General features: G+C 54.2%; 22 protein-coding genes and 1 pseudogene. 15 read left to right on the forward strand and 8 right to left on the reverse strand.

Translation table 11 applies throughout. The features are described 5' to 3' along the window. The first annotated feature begins 11 nt into the window (after window positions 1-11). Genes AB8B76_RS13415 through glp form a run of 3 tightly spaced genes read left to right on the forward strand, consistent with a single transcriptional unit; the run spans window position 12 to window position 2,623 of the window. On the forward strand, window positions 12-893 hold the full coding sequence (locus AB8B76_RS13415; protein ID WP_405273211.1) for a sugar nucleotide-binding protein: 882 nt from the start codon (window positions 12-14) through the stop codon (window positions 891-893). A gap of 2 nt (window positions 894-895) precedes the next feature. Further along, on the forward strand, window positions 896-1,408 hold the full coding sequence (gene moaB / locus AB8B76_RS13420; protein WP_405273212.1) for a molybdenum cofactor biosynthesis protein B: 513 nt from the start codon (window positions 896-898) through the stop codon (window positions 1,406-1,408). Between the two features lie 9 nt (window positions 1,409-1,417). Continuing rightward, window positions 1,418-2,623 (forward strand): gephyrin-like molybdotransferase Glp, encoded by a 1,206-nt coding sequence (glp, locus tag AB8B76_RS13425; protein WP_405273214.1) that lies wholly within the window; start codon window positions 1,418-1,420, stop codon window positions 2,621-2,623. A 97-nt stretch (window positions 2,624-2,720) separates the two neighbouring features. Here glp and fabB read toward each other — a convergent pair whose 3' ends face one another. Next, complete coding sequence (gene fabB, locus AB8B76_RS13430; RefSeq protein ID WP_405273216.1) at window positions 2,721-3,947, reverse strand: beta-ketoacyl-ACP synthase I; 1,227 nt, start codon at window positions 3,945-3,947, stop codon at window positions 2,721-2,723. Window positions 3,948-3,950: 3 nt separating this feature from the next. After that, complete coding sequence (gene fabA / locus AB8B76_RS13435) at window positions 3,951-4,466, reverse strand: 3-hydroxyacyl-[acyl-carrier-protein] dehydratase FabA (RefSeq protein ID WP_405273218.1); 516 nt, start codon at window positions 4,464-4,466, stop codon at window positions 3,951-3,953. Window positions 4,467-4,935: 469 nt separating this feature from the next. Here fabA and AB8B76_RS13440 point away from each other — a divergent pair, with 469 nt between their 5' ends. The 3 genes from AB8B76_RS13440 (at window position 4,936) to AB8B76_RS13450 (ending at window position 8,615) form a co-directional block, all read left to right on the forward strand. After that, window positions 4,936-6,345 (forward strand): mannose-1-phosphate guanylyltransferase/mannose-6-phosphate isomerase, encoded by a 1,410-nt coding sequence (locus AB8B76_RS13440; RefSeq protein WP_405273220.1) that lies wholly within the window; start codon window positions 4,936-4,938, stop codon window positions 6,343-6,345. A 78-nt stretch (window positions 6,346-6,423) separates the two neighbouring features. Then, window positions 6,424-7,254 (forward strand): UTP--glucose-1-phosphate uridylyltransferase GalU, encoded by an 831-nt coding sequence (gene galU, locus AB8B76_RS13445; RefSeq protein ID WP_405273222.1) that lies wholly within the window; start codon window positions 6,424-6,426, stop codon window positions 7,252-7,254. Window positions 7,255-7,262: 8 nt separating this feature from the next. After that, entirely contained in the window at window positions 7,263-8,615 is a 1,353-nt protein-coding gene (locus AB8B76_RS13450) for a phosphomannomutase (protein ID WP_405273224.1), read from the forward strand. Window positions 8,616-8,642: 27 nt separating this feature from the next. On the opposite strand, the gene AB8B76_RS13455 is transcribed toward AB8B76_RS13450, so the two are convergent. Beyond that, window positions 8,643-9,605: a polyprenyl synthetase family protein gene (locus tag AB8B76_RS13455; RefSeq protein ID WP_405273226.1), complete on the reverse strand. Its 963-nt coding sequence runs from the start codon at window positions 9,603-9,605 to the stop codon at window positions 8,643-8,645. A 404-nt stretch (window positions 9,606-10,009) separates the two neighbouring features. On the opposite strand from AB8B76_RS13455, the gene rplU reads away from it, so the two are divergent. The 5 genes from rplU (at window position 10,010) to AB8B76_RS13480 (ending at window position 13,946) form a co-directional block, all read left to right on the forward strand. After that, the gene (rplU, locus tag AB8B76_RS13460; RefSeq protein WP_405273227.1) at window positions 10,010-10,318 is read left to right on the forward strand and encodes a 50S ribosomal protein L21; all 309 of its coding nucleotides are present in this window, start codon (window positions 10,010-10,012) and stop codon (window positions 10,316-10,318) included. Between the two features lie 12 nt (window positions 10,319-10,330). Continuing rightward, complete coding sequence (gene rpmA, locus AB8B76_RS13465; RefSeq protein ID WP_405273229.1) at window positions 10,331-10,588, forward strand: 50S ribosomal protein L27; 258 nt, start codon at window positions 10,331-10,333, stop codon at window positions 10,586-10,588. Between the two features lie 150 nt (window positions 10,589-10,738). Continuing rightward, window positions 10,739-11,926: an Obg family GTPase CgtA gene (gene cgtA, locus AB8B76_RS13470; RefSeq protein WP_405273231.1), complete on the forward strand. Its 1,188-nt coding sequence runs from the start codon at window positions 10,739-10,741 to the stop codon at window positions 11,924-11,926. Next, the gene (gene proB, locus AB8B76_RS13475) at window positions 11,923-13,050 is read left to right on the forward strand and encodes a glutamate 5-kinase (RefSeq protein ID WP_405273233.1); all 1,128 of its coding nucleotides are present in this window, start codon (window positions 11,923-11,925) and stop codon (window positions 13,048-13,050) included. Before cgtA ends, proB begins: the two co-directional genes overlap by 4 nt. Further along, a complete protein-coding gene (locus AB8B76_RS13480; RefSeq protein ID WP_405273235.1) occupies window positions 13,050-13,946 on the forward strand; it encodes a ZIP family metal transporter in 897 nt (298 codons plus the stop codon). Before proB ends, AB8B76_RS13480 begins: the two co-directional genes overlap by 1 nt. Here the strand turns inward: AB8B76_RS13480 and hemH are convergent. Further along, window positions 13,935-15,029 (reverse strand): ferrochelatase, encoded by a 1,095-nt coding sequence (gene hemH, locus AB8B76_RS13485; protein WP_405273236.1) that lies wholly within the window; start codon window positions 15,027-15,029, stop codon window positions 13,935-13,937. The two genes, AB8B76_RS13480 and hemH, sit on opposite strands and share 12 nt — an antisense overlap. A gap of 330 nt (window positions 15,030-15,359) precedes the next feature. On the opposite strand from hemH, the gene AB8B76_RS13490 reads away from it, so the two are divergent. Next, on the forward strand, window positions 15,360-15,704 hold the full coding sequence (locus AB8B76_RS13490) for a UrcA family protein (protein ID WP_405273238.1): 345 nt from the start codon (window positions 15,360-15,362) through the stop codon (window positions 15,702-15,704). A 224-nt stretch (window positions 15,705-15,928) separates the two neighbouring features. Here AB8B76_RS13490 and AB8B76_RS13495 read toward each other — a convergent pair whose 3' ends face one another. After that, on the reverse strand, window positions 15,929-16,522 hold the full coding sequence (locus tag AB8B76_RS13495; protein WP_405273239.1) for a YegP family protein: 594 nt from the start codon (window positions 16,520-16,522) through the stop codon (window positions 15,929-15,931). 179 nt (window positions 16,523-16,701) lie between these two features. Here AB8B76_RS13495 and AB8B76_RS13500 point away from each other — a divergent pair, with 179 nt between their 5' ends. Then, a complete protein-coding gene (locus AB8B76_RS13500; protein ID WP_405273241.1) occupies window positions 16,702-17,331 on the forward strand; it encodes an NTP transferase domain-containing protein in 630 nt (209 codons plus the stop codon). Here AB8B76_RS13500 and maiA read toward each other — a convergent pair. Genes maiA through AB8B76_RS13515 form a run of 3 tightly spaced genes read right to left on the reverse strand, consistent with a single transcriptional unit; the run spans window position 17,313 to window position 20,122 of the window. Beyond that, the gene (gene maiA, locus AB8B76_RS13505) at window positions 17,313-17,963 is read right to left on the reverse strand and encodes a maleylacetoacetate isomerase (protein ID WP_405273243.1); all 651 of its coding nucleotides are present in this window, start codon (window positions 17,961-17,963) and stop codon (window positions 17,313-17,315) included. The genes AB8B76_RS13500 and maiA overlap by 19 nt on opposite strands. Window positions 17,964-17,966: 3 nt before the next feature. Further along, window positions 17,967-18,959 (reverse strand): fumarylacetoacetate hydrolase family protein, encoded by a 993-nt coding sequence (locus AB8B76_RS13510; RefSeq protein WP_405273244.1) that lies wholly within the window; start codon window positions 18,957-18,959, stop codon window positions 17,967-17,969. Between the two features lie 29 nt (window positions 18,960-18,988). Beyond that, window positions 18,989-20,122, reverse strand: a complete 1,134-nt coding sequence (locus tag AB8B76_RS13515) for a homogentisate 1,2-dioxygenase (RefSeq protein ID WP_405273246.1) — start codon at window positions 20,120-20,122, stop codon at window positions 18,989-18,991. 76 nt (window positions 20,123-20,198) lie between these two features. Between AB8B76_RS13515 and AB8B76_RS13520 the strand changes: the two genes are divergently transcribed. Together AB8B76_RS13520 and AB8B76_RS13525 are read left to right on the forward strand one after the other, a co-directional pair. Then, window positions 20,199-20,675, forward strand: coding sequence for a MarR family winged helix-turn-helix transcriptional regulator (locus tag AB8B76_RS13520; RefSeq protein WP_405273248.1), 477 nt, complete (start codon window positions 20,199-20,201; stop codon window positions 20,673-20,675). Further along, window positions 20,672-21,248: pseudogene (locus AB8B76_RS13525) on the forward strand (amino acid hydroxylase); the annotation flags it as partial. The gene AB8B76_RS13520 and the pseudogene AB8B76_RS13525, both read left to right, overlap by 4 nt.

Raw genomic sequence — 21,248 nt, forward strand, 5'->3', positions numbered from 1 at the left:
CCTAGGTACCCGTGGATGTTCTTTTAATAGGCGCGGACAACCCTGCGGGCATGGCGATTCAAGCTGTTTTTGCGCAATGGGGGCGTCATCGGGCGTTGCCATTGAATACTGCTGCAGCGCGGTGGCGTAGCGAGCGGCAGGCAAAAAAAGCTGCGCGTAAAGATAAGCCGCAAGCTGTTGTTGATCTCCGGCTCGCCTGGCAGGTGGCCACAGACGAAGTGCCTCAACCTTTGGATATCGAACGGGCCCACTGGCTGTCAAAGGCTTGTGAACACAGCTCCATACCCTATCTCCTTCTTTCTAGCGATCGGGTGTTTGCGGGGCAGGGGACGCGGACTTTAAGAGAGTTTGATGCGCCTGATGCCTTTGATGAGCCGGGTTTCCAGATCATGGAGATTGAGAGCCGCGTCATGCAGGCCGCCCCGTCTGCCATTGTGCTTCGTACCGGTCCTTTGTTTGCGAGTACCGATAACAATCTTCTGACTCGGATGTTGTTCAGGATGGCTATCGAGCGCCATGCTACGTTTGATGATCGAAATGTTTTTTCACCGGTCGCTTGTGCTGACATCGCGCGGGTTGTGGTCGCGATGCTTGATCAGTTGAGTGTGGGAGCAGATGCCAAGGGTGTCTATCATTACAGTTCAGGCGATCGCACGACGGAGTACGCTTTTGCCGAGGCGGCCCTCGCCGCGATGAGTCAGTACCGTGACTCGGGAGATATCGTTATTGGTGCTGAGGAAAAGCGCCCTGAGGAAAGCGTAGAGACTCGAGTGTTCGACTGCAGTCGACTTCGAGACAGCTTTGCCATCAAGCAGGTGCCTTGGCGTGGCTTTATGAACTCCACGGTCAAAGAGTATGCGGAAAGTAGTGCGGTAGAGGAGTCCAAGGGCTAACTATGTCTTCAGAGAGTGAGTTTGTAGGTCTTGGAGTAGCGGTACTAACCGTGTCCGACACGCGCGGACCCGAGAATGATACCTCCGGCGATTTTCTTGCGGAGGCGGCAACAGAACAAGGGCATTCGATAGTTCAACGAGCGCTTGTACCCGATGACATTTATCAAATCCGCGCGGTACTGTCGCAGTGGATTGTTGACGCTGGCGTGCATGCGGTTCTTGTGACGGGAGGGACAGGTTTCTCCGGTCGGGACTCAACGCCAGAAGCGGTGGTCCCTTTGTTCGACAAGACCATTGAGGGATTTGGCGAGGTCTTTCGCGCTCTGTCTCTCGATGAGATTGGCTCTTCAACGATACAGTCCCGAGCTCTTGGGGGTCTGGCGAATCGTACGGCTATTTTCTGTATGCCTGGCTCTACCGGAGCGTGCCGCACCGCGTGGAATGGGATTCTGAAAGATCAGTTGGACAGTCGTCACCGACCTTGCAACTTTGTAACCGTGCTTAGCAGCAAATAGATTTTTGCTGTGAAACCGCTAATGCCTTTGGGTGATGCACTTGAGCAACTGCTTTCCGATGTTGCCGTAAAACCGAGTACTGAAGAGCTCTCGCTGAATGACTCACTGGGACGAGTGTTAGCTGGTGAACAGCGCGCCTCTATAGATGTGCCTCCGGCAGACAACAGCGCTATGGATGGTTATGCCCTGCGCTCCAGCGATGACGGTCGACGACTGCCAGTACGTTCACGTGTTGCGGCGGGTGATGTAGCTGGCAGCCTGGAGCCTGACAGCGCAACGAGAATTTTCACTGGCGCGGAGATACCCAGTGGAGCCGATGCAGTCGTCATGCAGGAAGACGTGCAAGTTGTCGGCGACTCCATAGACGTTCCCACCGGTGTTTCGGCGGGTCAGCACATTCGGCGGCAAGGACAAGATTGTCAGTCAGGTAGTTTGCTGTTGTCGCCGGGTCGACGGCTCAGGCCACAGGATATGGGGCTGCTCGCCTCTCAGGGTATTGCAACAGTCTCGGTGTTCAAGCGACTGAAGGTGGCGCTCCTGTCTACAGGAAATGAGCTGAGGGAGCCCGGGTCCGGGCCACTGCCTTCCGGGGCGATTTACAATAGTAATCGGCCTATGCTTTCGGGTCTTCTTTCGGCTTTGGGCTGCGATGTGCTGGACCTTGGAATCGTCGCGGACACTGCAGATGCCACCAGAGACGCGCTTGCGGAGGCGTCGGATAAGGCAGACCTGATACTGAGTAGTGGCGGTGTGTCTGTCGGAGAGGCCGACTTCGTCCGCGACGCCGTAAGTGCGCTTGGTGAAATAGCCCTTTGGCGCATTGCCATAAAGCCCGGTAAGCCTTTTGCTTTTGGGCGGGTGGGCGAGACTCCTTTTATGGGTGTGCCGGGCAACCCATCTTCCGCCTTTGTGACCTTTCTATTGCTCGCTCGACCGTATATTTGTGCGCTGCAAGGGCGGTCTGAAGAGGCGCCGTCAGTCGTACCCGCAAAGGCCGACTTCGCTATTGCTAAGCCCGGTACTCGGCAGGAATTTCTGCGCGTCTCGACGCGTCAAACTGACGGCGAGGTTTGGGTCACCCCTTACATGAATCAGAGTTCGGGTGTGCTGAGTTCAGTGTCTGCGAGCGATGCTCTGGCGGTGGTTCCTATCGGGAAAACTATTGAGCGAGGACAACTCGTTCAAACACTGAGAATTGACGCCCTGTTGTACTGAAGTACCCCGCTAGTACCCCGCTTAAGTACCACACTTAAGGACCCCACTTGAGCGGTGAGACCTGTTTAGTCTACGTGCCCGACCATTAAGTCAGGCCTTACCCCAGAAACTTCTGGAACACCAGTGATGCATTGGTGCCGCCAAAGCCAAAACTATTAGACATGACTCGCTGAAGATCTACGTTATCTTGGCGCTCTCTGGCGATGGGCATGCCCTCGGCTTCCGGGTCCAGATTTTCGATGTTTGCAGAAGCAGCTATGAAACCGGCTTGCTGCATAAGAAGACTGTAGATGGCCTCTTGCACGCCCGCTGCACCTAATGAGTGCCCCGAAAGAGATTTTGTCGAGCCGACGACGGGCGTGCGACCTTTGTCCGCAAAGGCTTCCCGCACCGCCTTGAGCTCCTGAATATCGCCAGCGGGGGTGCTTGTACCGTGTGCGTTGATGTAGTCCACGGGGCCGTCAACGGTGGAAAGTGCTTGATGCATGCAGCGCACGGCACCTTCTCCAGAAGGGGCTACCATGTCGTAGCCATCTGACGTAGCTCCGTAGCCTACGAGCTCCGCGTAGATTTTTGCTCCCCGTGCTTGCGCTACTTCCAGCGCTTCGAGCACGACCATGCCACCGCCCCCCGCAATGACAAAACCGTCGCGGTCTGCATCGTAGGCGCGGGATGCCCGCTCGGGTGTGTCGTTATACTTGGTGGACAGGGCGCCCATGGCGTCAAACAGGCTGCTCATTGTCCAATGGAGTTCTTCGCCGCCACCTGCAAACACACGGTCCTGCTTGCCTAGCTGGATCTGCTCCATTGCGTTGCCGATGCAATGCGCGCTGGTGGAGCATGCAGAAGAAATAGAGTAGTTCACACCGCGAATGCTGAACGGTGTAGCCAGGCACGCAGAAACCGTACTGCCCATGGTTTGTGTGACCCGATAAGGCCCTACACGACGTAAGCCGCGCTCTCGGAGAATATCCGCGGCTTCCGTTTGACTGGCTGAAGAAGCGCCCCCGGATCCTGCGATGATGCCCGTACGATCGTTCGAAATTTCCGCTTCACTGAGTCCTGCGTCTGCTATGCAGCGTTGCATCGCGATGTAGGCATACGCGGCTGCATCGCCCATAAAGCGGAGCTGCTTTCGATCGATGTGTTCCTTGAAGTCTATCTCGGGTGCGCCAGAAACGTGCGAGCGCATACCGGCGTCGATTTGCGACTGACTCGTGCTAATGCCAGATCGCCCATGACGAAGCGCTTCGGTCACAGTATCTGCATCGTTACCCAGGCAGGACACAATGCCCAAACCTGTGACTACTACTCGTCGCTGCATGACTTAAAAACTCTCGGTAGATTGAAAAAGCCCGACGCGTAGATCAGACGCGTGATAAATCTCTTTGTCGTCGACACTTACGATGCCGTTCGCTATGCCCATCACCAGTTTACGCTCGATAACCCGCTGGATATCGATGGTGTAAGAAACTTTGGAGGCTGAAGGTAAAACCTGTCCGCTGAACTTTACCTCTCCGGAGCCCAGTGCGCGTCCGCGCCCAGGATTGCCGCGCCACCCCAGGAAAAACCCCACCAGCTGCCACATCGCATCCAGCCCCAGGCAGCCGGGCATTACCGGGTCGCCGGGGAAGTGACAATCAAAAAACCAAAGATCGGGATGAATGTCGAGTTCGGCGATTATCTGGCCTTTATCTTTGGAGCCACCTTCAGAACTGATGTGGGTAATCCGGTCAAGCATCAGCATGTTGCCCACGGGTAGCTGGGCATTTCCCGGGCCGAACATATCGCCCATACCACAGGCAATAAGTTCGTCTTTGGTGTAGCTCGATTGAGGCGTCATGATGGTATTTTTTCGTCCGCGGTGTTGGGTTAAGTGTTGGGTTAAGTGTTGGGTTAAGAGTGGGTTAAGTGTTGGGTTCAACAGCGGTGTAAACAATTCAACAGTGGTGTAAACAAAGAGTTTACTGGAAGGCGATTAGTACCGAGTGTGTCTGAAAGTTCTTCAGGCATGTCTTCTGCCATAAAAGCTTTGAATCGCGGTGTGATGCAGTCGGCGATTACTGCATGATGAATCGCATTTTGCGAACCCTGCACTTGCCAGCGCCCACTAATTGGTTAGTCTATTCATTGTTGCCTACGGTCGTGGGACGCTAGTTTAATGGATGCACCTCACAAGTCCACCCGTTGCCACAAAAAACTATGCAGGAACAAGGCCTTATGTCGTTGAGATGTTTCCGTTTTCGAGCTAGTTTGAGCGCGCGGAATAAACAAGATTGTTCCTTTAATTGAATGTTTGGGGTACTGAGTAGATGTTGATACCTGTTTTACTGTCTGGAGGCGTAGGCAGTCGCCTGTGGCCCGTCTCGCGCGAGGCTTATCCAAAGCAGTTTTTGGCGCTTGCCAGTGAGCTTTCGATGCTTCAGGACACTATGGCTCGCACCTCTGGGCTCGAGAGCGCCTCGCCACTGGTCATCTGTAATGACGAGCATCGATTTATGGTGGCAGAGCAGCTGCGCCAGCTTTCCGTTGATCCTGCGGCAATAATCCTGGAACCCGAAGGACGCAACACTGCACCCGCCGTTGCTCTGGCGGCCTTTCAGGCGCTGTCTACATCGCCCGAGGCGATACTCCTGGTGCTCCCGGCGGACCACGTGATAAGGAATACCGAGTCATTTACCGAGGCCGTAAAATTGGGTCTGGGTAAAGCGAGGTCGGGTGCATTGATGACCTTTGGCGTCGTACCGGATGCGCCTGAGACCGGCTACGGCTACCTGCGATTGGGTGCTAGCGATGACACCGGCCTCTTCGCTCTCGATAGTTTCGTCGAGAAGCCCGATGCGCAAACGGCAAAAGAGTACCTCGATAGCGGGCAGTACCATTGGAACAGCGGCATGTTCCTGCTTTCTGCGGCAACCTATCTTGACGAGCTCAAAGCCCACGCACCCGAAATCTACGCGGCCTGTGAGCGGGCAATGGCGAACGCCAGCGCTGACCTTGATTTTCTGCGTCCGGACCGAGATGCGTTTTTAGCCTGCCCTTCAGACAGTATTGATTACGCCGTGATGGAGCGGACGCAGCGAGGCGGTGTGATTCCTCTGGATTGCGGTTGGAGTGATGTTGGCGCTTGGTCTACCTTGTGGCAGGTATCAGAGCGTGACAGCCACGGGAACGTTCTTCTCGGGGATGTCATGATTGAAGGCTGTTCTGACAGCTATCTTCGTAGCGAATCGCGTCTAATCGCCGCCACTGGCATTAAGAATCTGATCGTAGTGGAAACACCCGATGCGATATTGGTAGCTGACCGAGATGAAGTGCAAAACGTTAAGCAGATCGTTAATCGTCTCAAATCTGAGGGTCGTACCGAGGCTTCTTTGCATCAGCGGGTCTACCGTCCCTGGGGTAGCTATGAGTCTCTCATTGAGGGCGATCGATTTCAGGTTAAGCGTATCGTTGTGAACCCGGGGCAAACCTTGTCCCTGCAGATGCATCATCACCGCGCAGAGCATTGGATCGTGGTCCACGGTACAGCCGAGGTCACCTGCGAAGACAAAGTCTTTACGCTTGTTGAAGATCAGTCGACGTATATCCCGCTTGGTCACAAACACCGGCTCGCGAATCCGGGGAAGATTCCCGTAGAGCTCATAGAAGTCCAGTCGGGCAGTTATCTGGGCGAAGATGACATCGTACGTTTTGAGGATGTCTACGGACGTAGCTCCTGATTTGACCTGCGGCCCAAGTGTTGTTTGCCGCCGCTCAAACTGTTCCATGTACACCACCCAATACAACAGGAGTTTGTCGTGATCAATAAGTGTATGTTTCCAGTGGCGGGCTACGGCACGCGGTTCCTCCCGGCTACCAAAAGTATGCCCAAGGAAATGCTCCCTATCGTTAACAAACCCCTGGTTCAATACGGCGTGGAAGAGGCTATTGAAGCGGGCATGACAACCTGCGCGATGGTTACTGGTCGCGGTAAGCGCGCTATCACCGATCACTTTGATATCAGCTACGAGCTAGAGCATCAGATTAGCGGTACCACTAAAGAGGTTTATCTGGACAGTATTCGTAATGTTCTGGATCAAGGTATTTTTACGATGGTTCGCCAACGGGAAATGAAGGGCTTGGGTCATGCCATTCTCACGGGTGAAACACTCATCGGTAGCGAACCTTTTGGTGTGGTGCTGTCCGACGACTTATGTATCAACGACGGGCCTGGCGTGCTCGCGCAGATGGCCGAGCTGTACAACCAGTTTCGCTGCTCAATTGTTGCGATCATGGAAGTGCCTGCTGAGGAAGTTCACAAATACGGGGTGATTGCCGGAGAGTCCCTCAAGGATGGCATCTATCGTGTCGACAAGATGGTTGAAAAACCGAGCGCCGAAGAGGCGCCGTCCAATCTTGCAATCATCGGGCGCTATATTCTGACACCGGATATTTTTGACATCATTCGTGAGACACCGCCAGGTGCGAACGGCGAGGTGCAGATCACGGATGCGCTGCAGATTCAGGCGGATCGCGGTTGCGTCATGGCTTACAAATTTAAAGGTCGTCGTTTTGACTGCGGTAGCGTCCCGGGCTTCGTAGAGGCGACAAATCACATGTATCAGAATCATTACCTCAAAGAGAGTTGAGCGGCACTATGGACGAAATCACCTGTTTCAAAGCCTATGACGTTCGTGGTCAGGTCCCCGGTCAGCTAAATGAAGATATCGCACGGCGTATTGGCTGTGCTTATGCAGAGGTCATCAAACCCAAGAAGGTCGTTGTGGGTCACGATATCCGTCTTAGTAGTCCCGCGATAAAGGCAGCCCTTACGGACGGTCTTCTTTCCCAGGGTGTGGACGTCTACGACATCGGTCTTTGCGGTACCGAAGAAATCTATTTCGCGACTCATCACGCGGACATGGACGGTGGTATTGCTGTCACTGCAAGCCACAATCCAAAAGATTACAACGGGATGAAGTTTGTGCGAGAGGGCTCAAAGCCTATCTCGGGAGACACGGGTCTTTTCGACATCAAAGCGCTGGCAGAGAAAAATGAGTTTATCGCTGCAGACACTCGAGGAGAGCTTAAGCCTCTTAACACGGAAGAAGCCTACGTAGCGCATCTTTTGAGCTACGTGGATGTGCCAAATTTGAAGCCCCTGAAAATCGTTGTAGAAGCCGGCAATGGCGGAGCAGGGAAGGTGGTGGATCTTCTTGAGCCCCATCTGCCGTTTGAGTTCATTAAGTTGCACCATGCTCCCGACGGTAACTTCCCCAATGGCGTTCCTAACCCGATGCTCGAAGAGAACCGGGAGCCGGTTATCGCGGCGGTTCGCGAGCACGGAGCAGACTTGGGTATTGCCTGGGATGGTGACTTTGACCGCTGTTTCTTTTTTGATGCGAGCGGTCGCTTCGTCGAGGGATACTACCTGGTGGGCCTCCTCGCGGAAGCGTTTCTCAAACGTAATCCGGGTGAGCCGGTGGTGCATGACCCCCGCCTCACCTGGAACACTCGAGCGGTGGTCGATAAGCTGGGCGGCCGGGCCGTGCAGAGTAAAACTGGCCACGCTTTTATCAAGGAACGGATGCGCCTCGAGAACGCGATTTATGGCGGTGAGATGAGCGCCCACCACTATTTCCGTGATTTCGCATACTGCGACAGCGGGATGATTCCCTGGCTTCTCGTAGCCGATCTAATCAGCGCTCGAGATCTGTCTCTTGCAGCGATGGTCGAAGAACGCATGGCGGCTTATCCCTGCAGTGGTGAGATCAACCGCTCTATCGATGATCCTGCAGAGGTGTTATCCAGGGTGGAAGCGCAGTATGCGGAGTCAGCTCTGACGTTTGAGGCCGTTGATGGGCTTAGTTTCGAATACGCTGAGTGGCGTTTCAACCTACGCATGTCAAACACCGAGCCTCTCGTACGGCTTAACGTAGAGTCTCGGGGAGATGTTGCGTTGATGGAAACGAAAACCCGGGAATTACTGGCACTTATCGACGCGAACTGATTTTTGCTCGGGGTGCTCGGGAAAGCTTTAGTGAGAGCGCTCGAGGGACAGCTTTGCGAGGCGGATCAGAGCTTCTTTCGCGGGTGATTCCGGGAAATCCACCAGGGCGTCAAGAGCTTTGTCTCGGCACTCTATAGCCGCATTTCGTGTGTAGTCCAGACTGCCGCAGTCTTTCACAGCTTGGATGATCTCCGGAAGTTTTTCTCTGTCCTTTGCCTGAATAGCGCCCCGTACCATGCTCGCTTGCGCTTCACTGCCCTCGCGCATAACGTGAATCAGCGGCAGGGTAGGCTTGCCTTCAGATAGATCATCTCCCACGTTCTTTCCAGTGATCTCCGGATCGCCTTCGTAGTCCAGCAAGTCATCGACAATTTGAAACGCGATACCAATATTGCGGCCGTAAACACCCAGCTGTTCCACCTTTCGAGCATCCGCTCCCGCAAGTAAGCCTGCGCCTTCACATCCTGCGGCGAACAAAGCCGCGGTCTTACGATCGATTACGTCGTAATACTGGGCCTCACTGGTTGCGGGATCTCCGGCACGGATAAGCTGTAATACCTCACCCGCGGCGATAGTATTCGTGGTGTCCGCCATCATTTTAAGTAGCTCATGGTTGCCCAAGGCGACCATGAGCTGAAATGCGCGGGTATACAGAAAGTCCCCGACGAGTACGCTAGGCGCATTTCCAAAGGTACTGTTGGCCGTAGGGCGCCCACGACGCAGTTCAGATACATCGACGACGTCATCGTGGAGCAAGGTCGCTGTGTGGATGAACTCGACCACCGCAGCAAAGCGAACTTGTACGTCGCTTATGCCTCCCAACGCGGCAGAAGACAGCAGCGCCAACACCGGACGGAGACGTTTTCCGCCAGCGTCAACAATGTACTGGCCGACGTTTTCGACCATTTCTACGTCAGAACGCAGCTGATCGATAATCACAGCGTTGACCGCGTCTAGTTCTGCGCTAACGACTGCGCGGACTTCTTGCATGGTGGGTAGAACCTTGACCCCGAGAATTGGTCGCGGATGCTAGGTGTAGGCCGCTAGAGTGTCAAGGATTCGAAGTTTAGGGCTTGGTCAAAAGCTAGCTCGCGCGCCTCCATGTTGCCGGAAATGCTTCTTGAGCTTGGGGTGCCTTTTGAGTACAATCTCGCGCCCCAAAGTTCTGTGGTTGGCACCGCGGTGTTTAGCCAAGCTTATGGGTCGATGAGTTTCTCTGCACCTAGGAGACGAAAACTCGTTTTAATACAGATACTTGTGCCCGTCCCTGCCCACTGTGAGAACAGTGTTGCCGATTGTCACTACCGCTATGAGCGCGGCCCTAAGGGCCTACGATTCGCAGCAGACGTCGGTTTTTCGTGAATTTGCGGGAGGGCGAACAATGGAGAAGGAAGATGTACGCAGTTATAGAAAGTGGTGGCAAGCAGCACCGTGTTACCGAGGGAGAGTCCCTCAAGCTGGAAAAAATTGAAGCGGCTACTGGCGACACCATCGAATTCGATCGAGTGTTGATGGTAGGCGGTGACAACATGCAGGTAGGCACCCCGTTGGTTGACGGCGCTAAAGTAACGGCGGAAGTTGTTGCCCAAGGCCGCCACGCGAAGGTGAAGATCGTCAAGTTTAATCGACGTAAGCACTACCGCAGAGAGACTGGACATCGTCAGTGGTTTACTGAAGTTCGTATCACCGGCATCAGCGCGTAAGGAGACTGACAAATGGCACACAAGAAAGCAGGCGGTAGTACTCGTAACGGTCGTGATTCAAATGCCAAGCGTCTCGGCGTAAAGCGTTTTGGTGGCGAGCAGGTTAAGGCCGGTAACATCATCGTTCGTCAGCGCGGAACGCGTTTCCATGCTGGAGAGAATGTGCGTTTGGGTAAGGACCACACTTTGTTTGCGACTATCGAAGGCAAGGTTGAGTTCATCACTCGCGGCAACAAGAACCGTAAGTTTGTACGAATCGTTGGCGCCTAAGGCGGTACCGATAGCGTAGTGAGAAGCCCCGGTTTCATCCGGGGCTTTTTTTTGTCTGTCACTTGTGCTCGTTCGCTTCGACCAAGTGCCGATATGGCAAATATTTCGATCGAGGCTCCGGTCCGGTCCAACGCAAGATAGAATGCAATCATGAAATTCGTAGATGAAGCCAGTATTCGCGTCTTCGCCGGTAACGGTGGTAACGGCTGCCTGAGTTTCAGGCGCGAGAAATATGTAGAGCGCGGTGGTCCCGACGGTGGAGATGGCGGCGACGGCGGCAGTGTGTATCTGGTTGCTGATCAGGGCCTCAATACCATGGTTGACTATCGCTTTCAGCGAGTCTATCGGGCCGAGAATGGCCAAAAAGGCCGCAGTCGCAACTGTACCGGCGCGGGCGGAGACGACCTGGAATTGCCGGTGCCAGTGGGTACCACAGTGCTTGATGAAGATAGTGGTGAAACTTTAGGGGATTTGGTGGCCGTGGGTGATCGCCTGCTGGTTGCTCAGGGTGGATTCCACGGCCTGGGCAATACGCGTTTTAAGTCTTCCGTTAACCGTGCTCCCCAACAGACCAGCCCCGGTAGTGAGGGCGAGCAGCGTGCGCTCAAGCTCGAGTTAAACGTACTCGCTGACGTGGGCTTGTTGGGTCTGCCCAACGCGGGGAAGTCCACATTCATCCGCTCAGTATCAGCGGCGCGCCCGAGAGTGGCTGACTATCCGTTTACTACCCTGGTGCCTCAGTTAGGCGTCGTCAAAGTTGATGCTCTGCGAAGTTTTGTAGTCGCGGATATCCCTGGATTGATTGAAGGTGCTTCAGATGGCGCGGGCTTGGGAATTCGTTTTTTAAAACACCTCACTCGCAATCGAATATTGTTGCACCTGGTCGACGTGGCACCCATGGATGGCAGTGACCCTGCGGAGAGCGCGGCATCCATCGTTCGCGAACTGGAACGATTCAGTCCTACACTCGCCGCGCGGGAGCGCTGGCTAGTGTTGAACAAGACCGATCTTATTGATGATGAAGCCGTGGAGGCAATTCGCGCTGAAGTTATTGCCACCTTGCAATGGGAGGCGCCGGTTTACACGATTTCAGCGCTCGCTCATGACGGTACCGATCGCCTGTGTCAGGACATGATGGACTACCTTGAGCGGTGTGCCGAGGAAGAAGCCGAGGATCCGGAGTTAGTGCTCTCGGAGCGCGAAGCGCAGCATGCGATGCAAGAAGAAGCGCGTGAGCGGGTCAATCTCCTTCGGTCCCGGCGCCGGGGCGAAGAGGAATCCGGTTCTGAGGATGAGGATGATGACGATCATGACGTGGAGATTGAGTACGCGCCGTGAGCGTCGAGGCACGCCATTGGACAGCGTCTGCGAAGCGCTGGGTCATCAAGGTTGGAAGCGCCTTACTAACCGATGATGGCCGAAGTATCGATGAGACCATTATCAAAGGGCTGGTTGCGCAGTTGGTTGAACTGCGGGAGAGGGATTGCGAGGTTCTGCTGGTAAGCAGTGGGGCAGTCGCGGCCGGTTTGTTACGTCTTGGTGCTACCGAGCGGCCTACCGAACTCCACGAGTTACAGGCTGCGGCAGCTGTGGGGCAGTCTGCTCTGCTTCGTCGTTATGAAGAGGCCTTCGCCGCCAACGGACTGATGGTGGCTCAGATTCTTTTGGGTCACGATGACGTATTCGCAAGAGATCGCTATCTCAATGCACGCGCGGCGTTGAAGACACTGCTATCCCATGGCGTGGTGCCGGTTATCAACGAGAACGATACCGTGGTGACCGATGAAATTCGGTTTGGCGACAACGACACGCTGGCTGCATTGGTGGCAAACCTTGTAGATGCTGATGTGCTCGTGTTGCTGACCGATCAAGACGGGCTTTTTGATGCAGACCCGAGGACTCATGCGCAGGCGAAGCTAATTCAGCATGCTCGTGCAGATGATCCAGGCCTTGATGCCGTGGCAGGCACGGGTGGTGCGTTAGGGCGCGGCGGAATGATGACTAAACTTCGAGCGGCTCGCCTTGCCGCGCGCTCTGGCACAGAGACGGTGATTTTGAGTGGGCGCGAGGTAAAGCCGCTTGCGCGTCTTGCCTCTGGCGAGCCCCTCGGCACTTGGCTGGAAAGTGGAAGTGCTCCTGAAAATGCCCGAAGGCAGTGGTTGGCGAGCCTCGTGACTTTTCGGGGCGTTGTCGAAATTGATGACGGTGCCGTTAACGTACTGAAAACCTCGGGCCGCAGCTTGCTTCCCGTGGGCGTTAGATCCGTTAGTGGCGGGTTTTCGCGGGGTGACGTACTTCTGTGTCGCGATCAGCAGGGCAGGGAGGTTGCCCGTGGGTTGAGCAATTACAGCGCTGAAGAGGTGGCTCAAATAAAAGGACTGAGCTCGAAGAAAATCGCTGAAACCCTTGGTTATGGTGGTGAGCCGGAGTTGATTCATCGCGATAATTTGGTGCTGCTCTGATGTCCCCTATGCTTCTACTTGTCGCCTATGGAGCAGCCCTGATCATTTTTTCGTTGGCTGGCGGTGCTTTGACCCAGCGCGTAGCCATGACTCACACGCGGACACAGCTGGCGATGAGCCTGGTGTCGGGCTTGATGCTGGGAGTGGCGTTCTTCCACCTCTTGCCCCATGCCATTCTGACTCTTGGCATAGATCACGGGCTGACCACCGTAATGTCCTGGACGATGCTCGGTCTCATCGTGATGCTGCTAATGCTTCGTATGCTGCATTTTCATCAACCAGAGTTCTCAGCTGAAGCGCAGGTGTCGTGTGATCACGACCACGATCATGCGCACGCACACTCTCTGACCCTGGACGACAACCACAAGCCTATTATTCCGCCTGACGTTAGTTGGAAGGGCGTTTTGACAGGGCTAACCTTTCATACATTTATTGACGGCGTAGCTCTGGGGGCTGCACTGCTGTCAGGATCTCATGGGCATGAGCAACAGCTTCTTGGCTTTGGTGTGTTTTTGGCCATTCTGTTACACAAGCCGCTCGATGCGATGTCCATCGTCGCGCTTATGAAAGCGTCTGAGACCACAACATCGGCGCAAACCAAGGCGAACCTGCTATTTGCCTTTGTCTGTCCTCTGGGTGCAGTTTTGTTCTATTTCTACGCCACTCAGCTCGGTACTAGTGCTGAAGTCGTGATCGCCTCCGCACTGGCGTTCTCCGCCGGCGCTTTTGTGTGTATTGCCTTGAGTGACCTTCTGCCAGAGGTGCAGTTTCATAGCCATGATCGCGTTAAGCTAACTGCAGTCTTTTTGCTGGGGATATTGTTGGCGTACGGAATGGCTAACTCGACGCCTGATCATAAGCACACGTCACCCACGGACTTATCGTCAGGCCGCTGAACGCGCCTTCATGGCGTCGGCCATAGTCGCTGTAAGAGCCGCTGCGACCGAAGACTTTGCGCGTAGCCAGGGGCTTATGCGCTCGTTTACCAGATCCGTCAGAAAGTCTATATGCCCCTCACTGGAGTTTAGGCAGGGGATGTATTCGTAGCGCTCCCCTCCGGCCTCAAGGAAATAGTCTCGGTTCTCTTCGCCGATTTCCTCTATGGTCTCCAGGCAGTCTGCGGAAAACCCCGGGCACACCACCTGTACCGAACGGATGCCACTACCTGCCATCTCTCTGAGAGTATGATCGGTATAGGGTTTGAGCCATTCCTCGCGCCCGAATCGCGACTGAAACGCGCTTAGATACTCGTCTTCCGTTAGTCCCAACTCTTCTGCGACCAACCTTGTGGTCTTGTGGCAATGACAGTGATAAGGGTCGCCCTCATCGAGATAGCGTCGGGGTTCTCCGTGGTAGGAAAACAACAGCTTCTCAGCGCGACCGTGAGCTTCCCAATGCTGTCGAATACTGTCAGCAACCGCGCTGATGTAGCCTGGCTGATCGTGGTAATTGGCAACAAACTGGAAGTCTGGAATCCAGCGTCTCTTGATGAAGTCTTCGGCAACGGCGTCAAAGGTCGATCCCCCAGTGGGGCCGCTATATTGGGGGTAGAGCGGAAGTACCACCAACTGGCGGGCACCGCGATCCCTGAGAGACTGCAAGGCATTAGCGATGGATGGCTGTCCGTAACGCATAGCGAAGTCCACGATTACTTCACCGTCGTGCTCAGCGTTAAGTCTTTTTTGCAGCTCTGTAGCCTGGTTGCGCGTATGGATCAGCAGGGGTGAGCCTTCATCAGTCCAGACCGTTCGATAAGCTTCAGCTGATCGCGCGGGCCGTACATTGAGGATGATGCCGTTGAGAATGAACCACCACAGCAATCTGGGGACTTCTACAACCCGCGGGTCCGAGAGAAACTGTTTCAGATAGGGGCGAAGTGCGGTTTTTTCCGGTGCCTGAGGCGTGCCCAGATTTGTAACGAGCACGCCGATACTTCCCCGCTGGGCGTGATCAAAATCTGGACTGCCTAAATACTTCATTAACTAAACTCGCTTTTGCTGAAGAGCGCCGCTTCAGCCGCGTCGCTCACTATTTGTATCCGCACTGCTTATCACTTGTCCTCAACCGAACATTGTACCGCTAAAGCTGCGCTGCTGAATGGTGCGCACTCATAGCGATGCCAGTAAGAGTTACGCAAACCTTTAACCGCTGGATTCCATCGATTCGTCGATGGTTCATCGCGTTTCGACGAATCAGCCTATCGGCGTGTTGCCTGTTGTCTTAACTTGAGTGCGTGGGATGGCGATGAAGGGCGCAGACCGCAAACGAATCCGGCCTCTGGCCAATCAAATAGAGTATGGAGATTGATCATGAAATCATTCAAGAAAGTAGGCATCGCAGCTGTAGTATCAGGTTTATTTGCCGTATCCGCGCTTCAGGCTAATGCCGAGAGCACAACAGAAGTCATCGCCGATTCCGTCGGTGCATCTGCGCAGGTGTCGGTGAGCTACTCGGATCTGGATCTGGATTCCGTAGCAGGCCAAAAAGCACTGCATTATCGACTGGCGACTGCCGCTGAAAAGGTGTGCGGCCACAGTGATATCCGCCGAGCCGGCGGTGTCTCCCAAGCAGCTCGCAATGAGGATTGCTTCGAGCAGTCACTTTCACGCGCGCTGTCTAGAGTTACCGCATCGGCTGTTGCATCTACGAACTGATCTACCTCGTTCCCGCTACCCCTGGCGGAACCCCGGGGGGCCGTACCCTGCGGCCCCCCGGATCTCTTTTATTACTGCCGAATTTCGCGCTGTTCAGCGATTATGATGATGCACTGATGCACCAATGCAGTAATAAAGACGGACGAAGTGCAGAAGAGCTAGAAACGACTAAATTTTGAAACGGTGAATAGGGCGGCAGCTGAGAGTCAGCTGCCGCCGAAGACTTACTTCTTCTTGGCTTTAGCTTTCGCTGGAGCTTTTTTCTTTGCAGCCGCCTTAGCTTTCTTCGGTGCTGCTTTTGCTTTCTTTACAACTTTCTTGGCTGCCGCTTTAGCTTTCTTCGGTGCCGCCTTAGCCTTCTTTACAACTTTCTTGGCAGCTTTTTTGGCGGCTTTCTTAGGTGCTGCTTTAGCTTTCTTTGCAGCGGCCTTCTTCTTGGGTGCAGCTTTGGCTTTCTTGGGAGCTGCTTTTTTCTTTGGCGCTTCTACAGTCAAATCGACAGTGTCAGCGCTAGGTGCGTTCAGGCCGACTGACTTGATGCCTTTCTCCATGCTTACCGCGTTGGAGTACATCTGGCTCTTGCCGATAACCTGGCCATTTGTCGCCTTCATTACAAAATAAGGCTGCTTCTTCGTTGAGGTCTTACGCTCGTAACTTGTATCTTTGCTCGCGTTTTTCTTAACAGAAGCTATGCCCGCGGTTGCCGAACGTTTGTTGTCGTAAGTCTGGCTTGTAAATACGACTTGTCCGTTTCCTGATTTTAAATTGAAGGAAAACTTTCCAGTTTTACCTTTCTTAAGTTCAAACTTTCCTGCCATGATCACACCCCTTGTAATGATCCCTATGCCCAGTCACGTTATGTGTGTGCGAAATACTTGCCCCGCGCTTGACAGCATAAGGCTTTCCGAGGCTATCGCAAGGGCTAAATCCCCATTTCCTGGGAATTAAATGCAAAGTAATTTGGGGCTTTTCAGTGGGAAATATTGCGGATTTAGCTATGAATAGAGGCTCGAAACAGAATTCACGCGAGAGTTCACTGGTACTTCTGCTAGCGGGGGGTAGTGCAAGTCGTTTCGGTTCTGATAAGCGGCGTGAAATAATAGATGAAGAAAAAATGCTTATAGAGAAGACTATTTCGCAATATACGAATGTCGATCTTGAGGTTTTGGTTTGTCTTTCAGCCCGTGGTGAAGATGATTCTCTCGAGGAATATTTGCGAGAGAAGTCCGTCGAATGTCTACGATGCGGTCGCGCGAATGAGGGGATGGGAGGTACGCTTGCCCAAAGCGCTGCTGCAATTGGTGATGTTTCTAAACTGGTGATTGCCTTGGCAGACATGCCTGCGTTGCTGCCGAGCACGGTTTTGACTTTGTTGGAGCATGCTGACAGTGAGCACATTGTGTACCCGGTTTATGAAGCCAAACGAGGACACCCCGTGGTGTTCGGTGGTCGATTCCTGCCGCTGATTAAATTGCTCTCAGGCGATCGCGGAGCAAGCAAGTTACTCGAGGAAAACGCTGCACGGTGCGTGGCAGTGGAGGTGGACGATCCCGGGGTGCTTCTTGATGTTGATACCCCGGAAGACTTGCGTAGGCTGAAAGGGTTTCTTCAGGCGCGTTCTTCCTGAGGAGTGTCAGTTTGTCGGATCGGATGAGCCGTAGCAAAAGCCGCTAATGTCTGGCAGCGTTGATCGAGGGCGACGATGTGAGGGAAGGCGCTGAGGTCGACCTTAAAGCGATAGGCGTTGTACACCTGCGGTATTAAAAAAACTTCGAGCATTCCCGGATACCCATCCATGGAAAATCCCGCTTTGAAACTGGCCACTGTTTCTTCAATCGCGCTAAAGCCTCGATGAATCCAGTGTGCGTACCAATTGTCGACCTGACTTTGTTCGAGATCTAGTGTTTCGCCCAAATACCGCAACACCCTGAGGTTATTTAGCGGATGTATATCGCAGGCAATGTGCTGGCAGAGTGCGCGCATGCGCGTCTTTGCGAGTAGGTCTTGGGGATAAAGCGGAGGATTTGGGTGGGCTTCTTCTAGCCATTCCAGGATTGCGCTCGATTGAGCCAGGACTTCGCCAGAATCCAGTTTTAGCGCCGGTACCAAGCCTTGAGGGTTTTCTGCAAGAAACCCCTGCTCGCGCTGCTGGCCCATGACTAGATTCACTGGAGTTAGTTCATGCTCTAGCTCCTTTAACCCCAGAGCGATTCTTACGCGGTACGCAGCTGTAGAGCGAAAGTAGCTGTAAAGCTCCATGGGCTAGTCTCCCTTGGGCTGGTAGCGCACCACGTGTTGATCGATCGCACCGAAAATTGAATTTCCCTCGGAGTCCAGCATCTCGATGTGTATACGGTCACCAAAACTCATGAACGGTGTGCTGGGCTTGCCGTCTCGAATGGTTTCAAGGCAACGAATTTCTGCAAGGCAGCAGGATCCGTCTTTTGATCCCACGTTAGAGACCGTCCCGGACCCAATGACGGCTCCACTCATGAGTGAACGGGTTTTTGCGCAGTGAGCTATAAGCGTCGGGAAATCAAAGGTCATGTCCTGGCCGGCATTCGGCGCTCCTACCAAGTCGCCGTTATAGGTTGCGCGCAGAGGGAGGTGGAGGCGCGCACCGTCCCAAGCTGATCCTAGTTCGCTGGGTGTAACCAGCACGGGTGAAAAGGCAGTCCAGGGTTTGGATTGGTAAAAACCAAACTGCTTTGCCAGCTCGCCGGGAATCAGGTTTCTCAGAGAAATATCATTAACCAGCCCCACAAGTTTGATGTGCTTCGCTGCCTGCTCCACTGTTGTGCCAGCGGGCACGTCATCAGTAATGACAACGACTTCTCCCTCGAAATCGATGCCCCAGTCCTCGCTTTCAGCCTCAACGGGATCCTCGGGTCCGATAAAGGCATCGGAGGCGCCCATGTACACGAGGGGGTCCTCCCAGAAAGATGCGGGGAGCTCTGCGCCGCGCGCCTTTCTTACCAGCTCTACGTGGGTTACGTAGGCACTGCCATCGGCCCAATGAAAGCTTCTAGGCAAAGGCGCTGCGCATCGGCTCGTATCAAAGGGCATCGCGCCGTGGTGTTTGCCCTCGCAGAGTAGTTTGTACTGCTCTTCCAGCTTGGGTGCGACGCTGTCCCAGTCATCCAACGCTTCCTGCATTGTTGATGCAATTTGGGTTGCGGAGCAGCAGGTCGTGAGTGTTTGATCAACGATCATCAAAGCGCCGTCGCGACCGGATTTGTAAGATGCGAGTTTCATAAGCGAATTCCTTTATTCCGTGCAGGCGTTTAGGCGCCCTGGCTGCGCCAGGAGTTAACGTAGTCTGGGTTTTCGACGCTTTGCGCGATGTCTTTAATGCTAAGGGCGCGACGCGTGTCTATCATTACCGCCACTTCGTCGGTTTCTTTGGCAGGATCAGTTTGCGATTTCTTAAGGGCTTTCGGATGCGGGCCATGCGCAAAACCGCAAGGGTGATAGGTGATCATGCCTGCTTCGATGTTGTCGCGACTGAAAAAGTTTCCGCGGTGATAGAAGAGCACCTCATCGTAATCATCATTGTTGTGATAGAACGGGACTTTTAGCGCGCCGGGGTCTGTTTCGATCGGCCGCGGGCAAAAAGTGCAGACCACGAAACCGCCGCCTACGAATGTTGTGTGTGCGGAAGGCGGGAGGTGGTAGCGGTGACTCATCACCGGACGTATGTCTCGCCAGTTCAAGCGAAGAACGGTGTTGTTCCCGTGCCAGCCTACTGCGTCGAGCGGATTGAAAGGGAAGGTGACGATACTGACTTCATCGTGGCGTTTGATGTGCACTTCCCACTCATCTTCGCTGTGCTGCGCGAGAAATGCGTCATTGATGTGGGGGTGCTCGAGTATTGCTGGGTCAAAGACAGCGTTTGGTCCCAGCATTCCGCGATCGGGTAACTGGTAGGCGCCGTCGCGATCTTCGATGATCAAACACTCCACGGGCTCTGTAGGCTCCATACGCCAAGCTGTACCCCGGGGGATTACCAGGTAATCACCGTCGCGAAAATCAAGTTGTCCGTAGTCGCAATAGAGCGAGCCGCTGCCATTGTGGATAAACAACAGGTCATCACCATCGCTATTGCGAACCAAGTGGGTCATGGCGCTAGCGCAGCGCCAAAACTTTAAGGTGACATCGTTGTTGCTTAACAAAGCTTGCTGAGTGAAGGGGGACTCGCTCAAGGAATCGAGCTGCGTGAGATCAAAAGCATAGGGGCGCAGGGGGCCTTTCCAGTCAATCCATCCGGTCGGTGGATGTTTGTGGTGGATATGACTTGCCGGACCAAAAAATCCCTCGCGACCCATTTCTCGTTCATAGGTGCCCTCGGGAAGATCGCAATGCGCCTGTCGCGAATGCTGTCCTTCGCGAATCACATGGGGAAACCACTGCCGACTCATGATCAATATTCCTTTGCTCTTGACAGGACGGCAGCATACTAGTTTCATATGAAACTATCTAGCGCGTGGAAGTGGTATGAAAAAGTTCTTTCAGCTCGAGGGTTTTTTGCCCTACCGGTTTGATCGTCTCGCCAAACACATCAGCGTTTCCTTTGCGGAGGTGTATCGACGTCGTTTTAATATCACTGTGCCGCAGTGGCGCATCCTGGCGTTGCTGCACGAAACGCCACACCTCAGCAGCAAAGCTATTGCTCAGCAGGGCAATCTCGACAAAGTCATGGTGTCCCGGGCGGTGGCGGATCTTGAGGCGCGGGGTTTGCTCAAGCGCTATCTGAGCCCGGACGATGCGAGGGTCAATGAGCTTTGTCTGACACTGGAGGGAGCAAGACTGTTTGAGTCTATTGCACCGCTGGCTCTCCGTTGGGAGGAGGATTTTTTGGGGGTGCTCGAGGATGGGGATCGTCGAGATCTCGCGAGAATCCTGCAAAGGCTTGAGGAGCACGCGAAGATGCCGGCGGAGATGAAGGCGGTTATGGGAGGAGCTACACGGTGAGTGCTAGTTCTGTGAGTCAGCAACAGATTGTGGCCAGTTTGCCAGCGCATCTGCGCCCGTTCGTCACGGTGCAGGACCCTGAGAGTCAGTATACGGCTCGCGATCATGCGGTATGGCGGTTTCTCATGACTGCTTTAACGCGGGGGCTTGCTGAGACTGCCCATCCTGTTTATCTAGAGGGTCTCGCAAGAACGGGTATCGCTCTTGGCCATATACCTTCCATCGACGAAATGAACGCCTGCCTGGCGAAGCTCGGGTGGCGTGCAGTGGTCGTTGATGGCTTCATTCCACCAGCGATCTTTATGGAGTTTCAGGCACTAAAAGTCCTGGTGATTGCCCTTGAGATGCGCAGTGTTGAGCATCTTCTTTATACGCCGGCTCCCGATATCCTTCACGAGTCTGCAGGGCATGCGCCGTTTCTTATCGACGTTGACTATGCCGAATTCCTGCAGCGATTCGGTGAAGTCGGTATGGAAGCGATCGCTAACGAGCACGATCACGAATTGTACGAAGCGATTAGGGAGCTATCCATTCTCAAGGAGAACCCCGCGAGCCAGGTCGAAGAAGTCTCTG

Origin of the sequence: Congregibacter sp. (assembly GCF_045107095.1) — a bacterium.
Classification (GTDB): Bacteria; Pseudomonadota; Gammaproteobacteria; order Pseudomonadales; family Halieaceae; genus Congregibacter.

Excerpts from the sequence above, each read along its gene's own strand:
- moaB (WP_405273212.1), top strand. The coding sequence starts at position 896 with ATGTCTTCAGAGAGTGAGTTTGTAGGTCTTGGAGTAGCGGTACTAACC.
- fabB (WP_405273216.1), bottom strand. The coding sequence starts at position 3,947 with ATGCAGCGACGAGTAGTAGTCACAGGTTTGGGCATTGTGTCCTGCCTG.
- fabA (WP_405273218.1), bottom strand. The coding sequence starts at position 4,466 with ATGACGCCTCAATCGAGCTACACCAAAGACGAACTTATTGCCTGTGGT.
- AB8B76_RS13440 (WP_405273220.1), top strand. The coding sequence starts at position 4,936 with ATGTTGATACCTGTTTTACTGTCTGGAGGCGTAGGCAGTCGCCTGTGG.
- AB8B76_RS13450 (WP_405273224.1), top strand. The coding sequence starts at position 7,263 with ATGGACGAAATCACCTGTTTCAAAGCCTATGACGTTCGTGGTCAGGTC.
- AB8B76_RS13455 (WP_405273226.1), bottom strand. The coding sequence starts at position 9,605 with ATGCAAGAAGTCCGCGCAGTCGTTAGCGCAGAACTAGACGCGGTCAAC.
- rplU (WP_405273227.1), top strand. The coding sequence starts at position 10,010 with ATGTACGCAGTTATAGAAAGTGGTGGCAAGCAGCACCGTGTTACCGAG.
- rpmA (WP_405273229.1), top strand. The coding sequence starts at position 10,331 with ATGGCACACAAGAAAGCAGGCGGTAGTACTCGTAACGGTCGTGATTCA.
- cgtA (WP_405273231.1), top strand. The coding sequence starts at position 10,739 with ATGAAATTCGTAGATGAAGCCAGTATTCGCGTCTTCGCCGGTAACGGT.
- AB8B76_RS13480 (WP_405273235.1), top strand. The coding sequence starts at position 13,050 with ATGTCCCCTATGCTTCTACTTGTCGCCTATGGAGCAGCCCTGATCATT.
- hemH (WP_405273236.1), bottom strand. The coding sequence starts at position 15,029 with ATGAAGTATTTAGGCAGTCCAGATTTTGATCACGCCCAGCGGGGAAGT.
- AB8B76_RS13490 (WP_405273238.1), top strand. The coding sequence starts at position 15,360 with ATGAAATCATTCAAGAAAGTAGGCATCGCAGCTGTAGTATCAGGTTTA.
- AB8B76_RS13495 (WP_405273239.1), bottom strand. The coding sequence starts at position 16,522 with ATGGCAGGAAAGTTTGAACTTAAGAAAGGTAAAACTGGAAAGTTTTCC.
- AB8B76_RS13500 (WP_405273241.1), top strand. The coding sequence starts at position 16,702 with ATGAATAGAGGCTCGAAACAGAATTCACGCGAGAGTTCACTGGTACTT.
- maiA (WP_405273243.1), bottom strand. The coding sequence starts at position 17,963 with ATGGAGCTTTACAGCTACTTTCGCTCTACAGCTGCGTACCGCGTAAGA.
- AB8B76_RS13510 (WP_405273244.1), bottom strand. The coding sequence starts at position 18,959 with ATGAAACTCGCATCTTACAAATCCGGTCGCGACGGCGCTTTGATGATC.
- AB8B76_RS13515 (WP_405273246.1), bottom strand. The coding sequence starts at position 20,122 with ATGAGTCGGCAGTGGTTTCCCCATGTGATTCGCGAAGGACAGCATTCG.
- AB8B76_RS13520 (WP_405273248.1), top strand. The coding sequence starts at position 20,199 with ATGAAAAAGTTCTTTCAGCTCGAGGGTTTTTTGCCCTACCGGTTTGAT.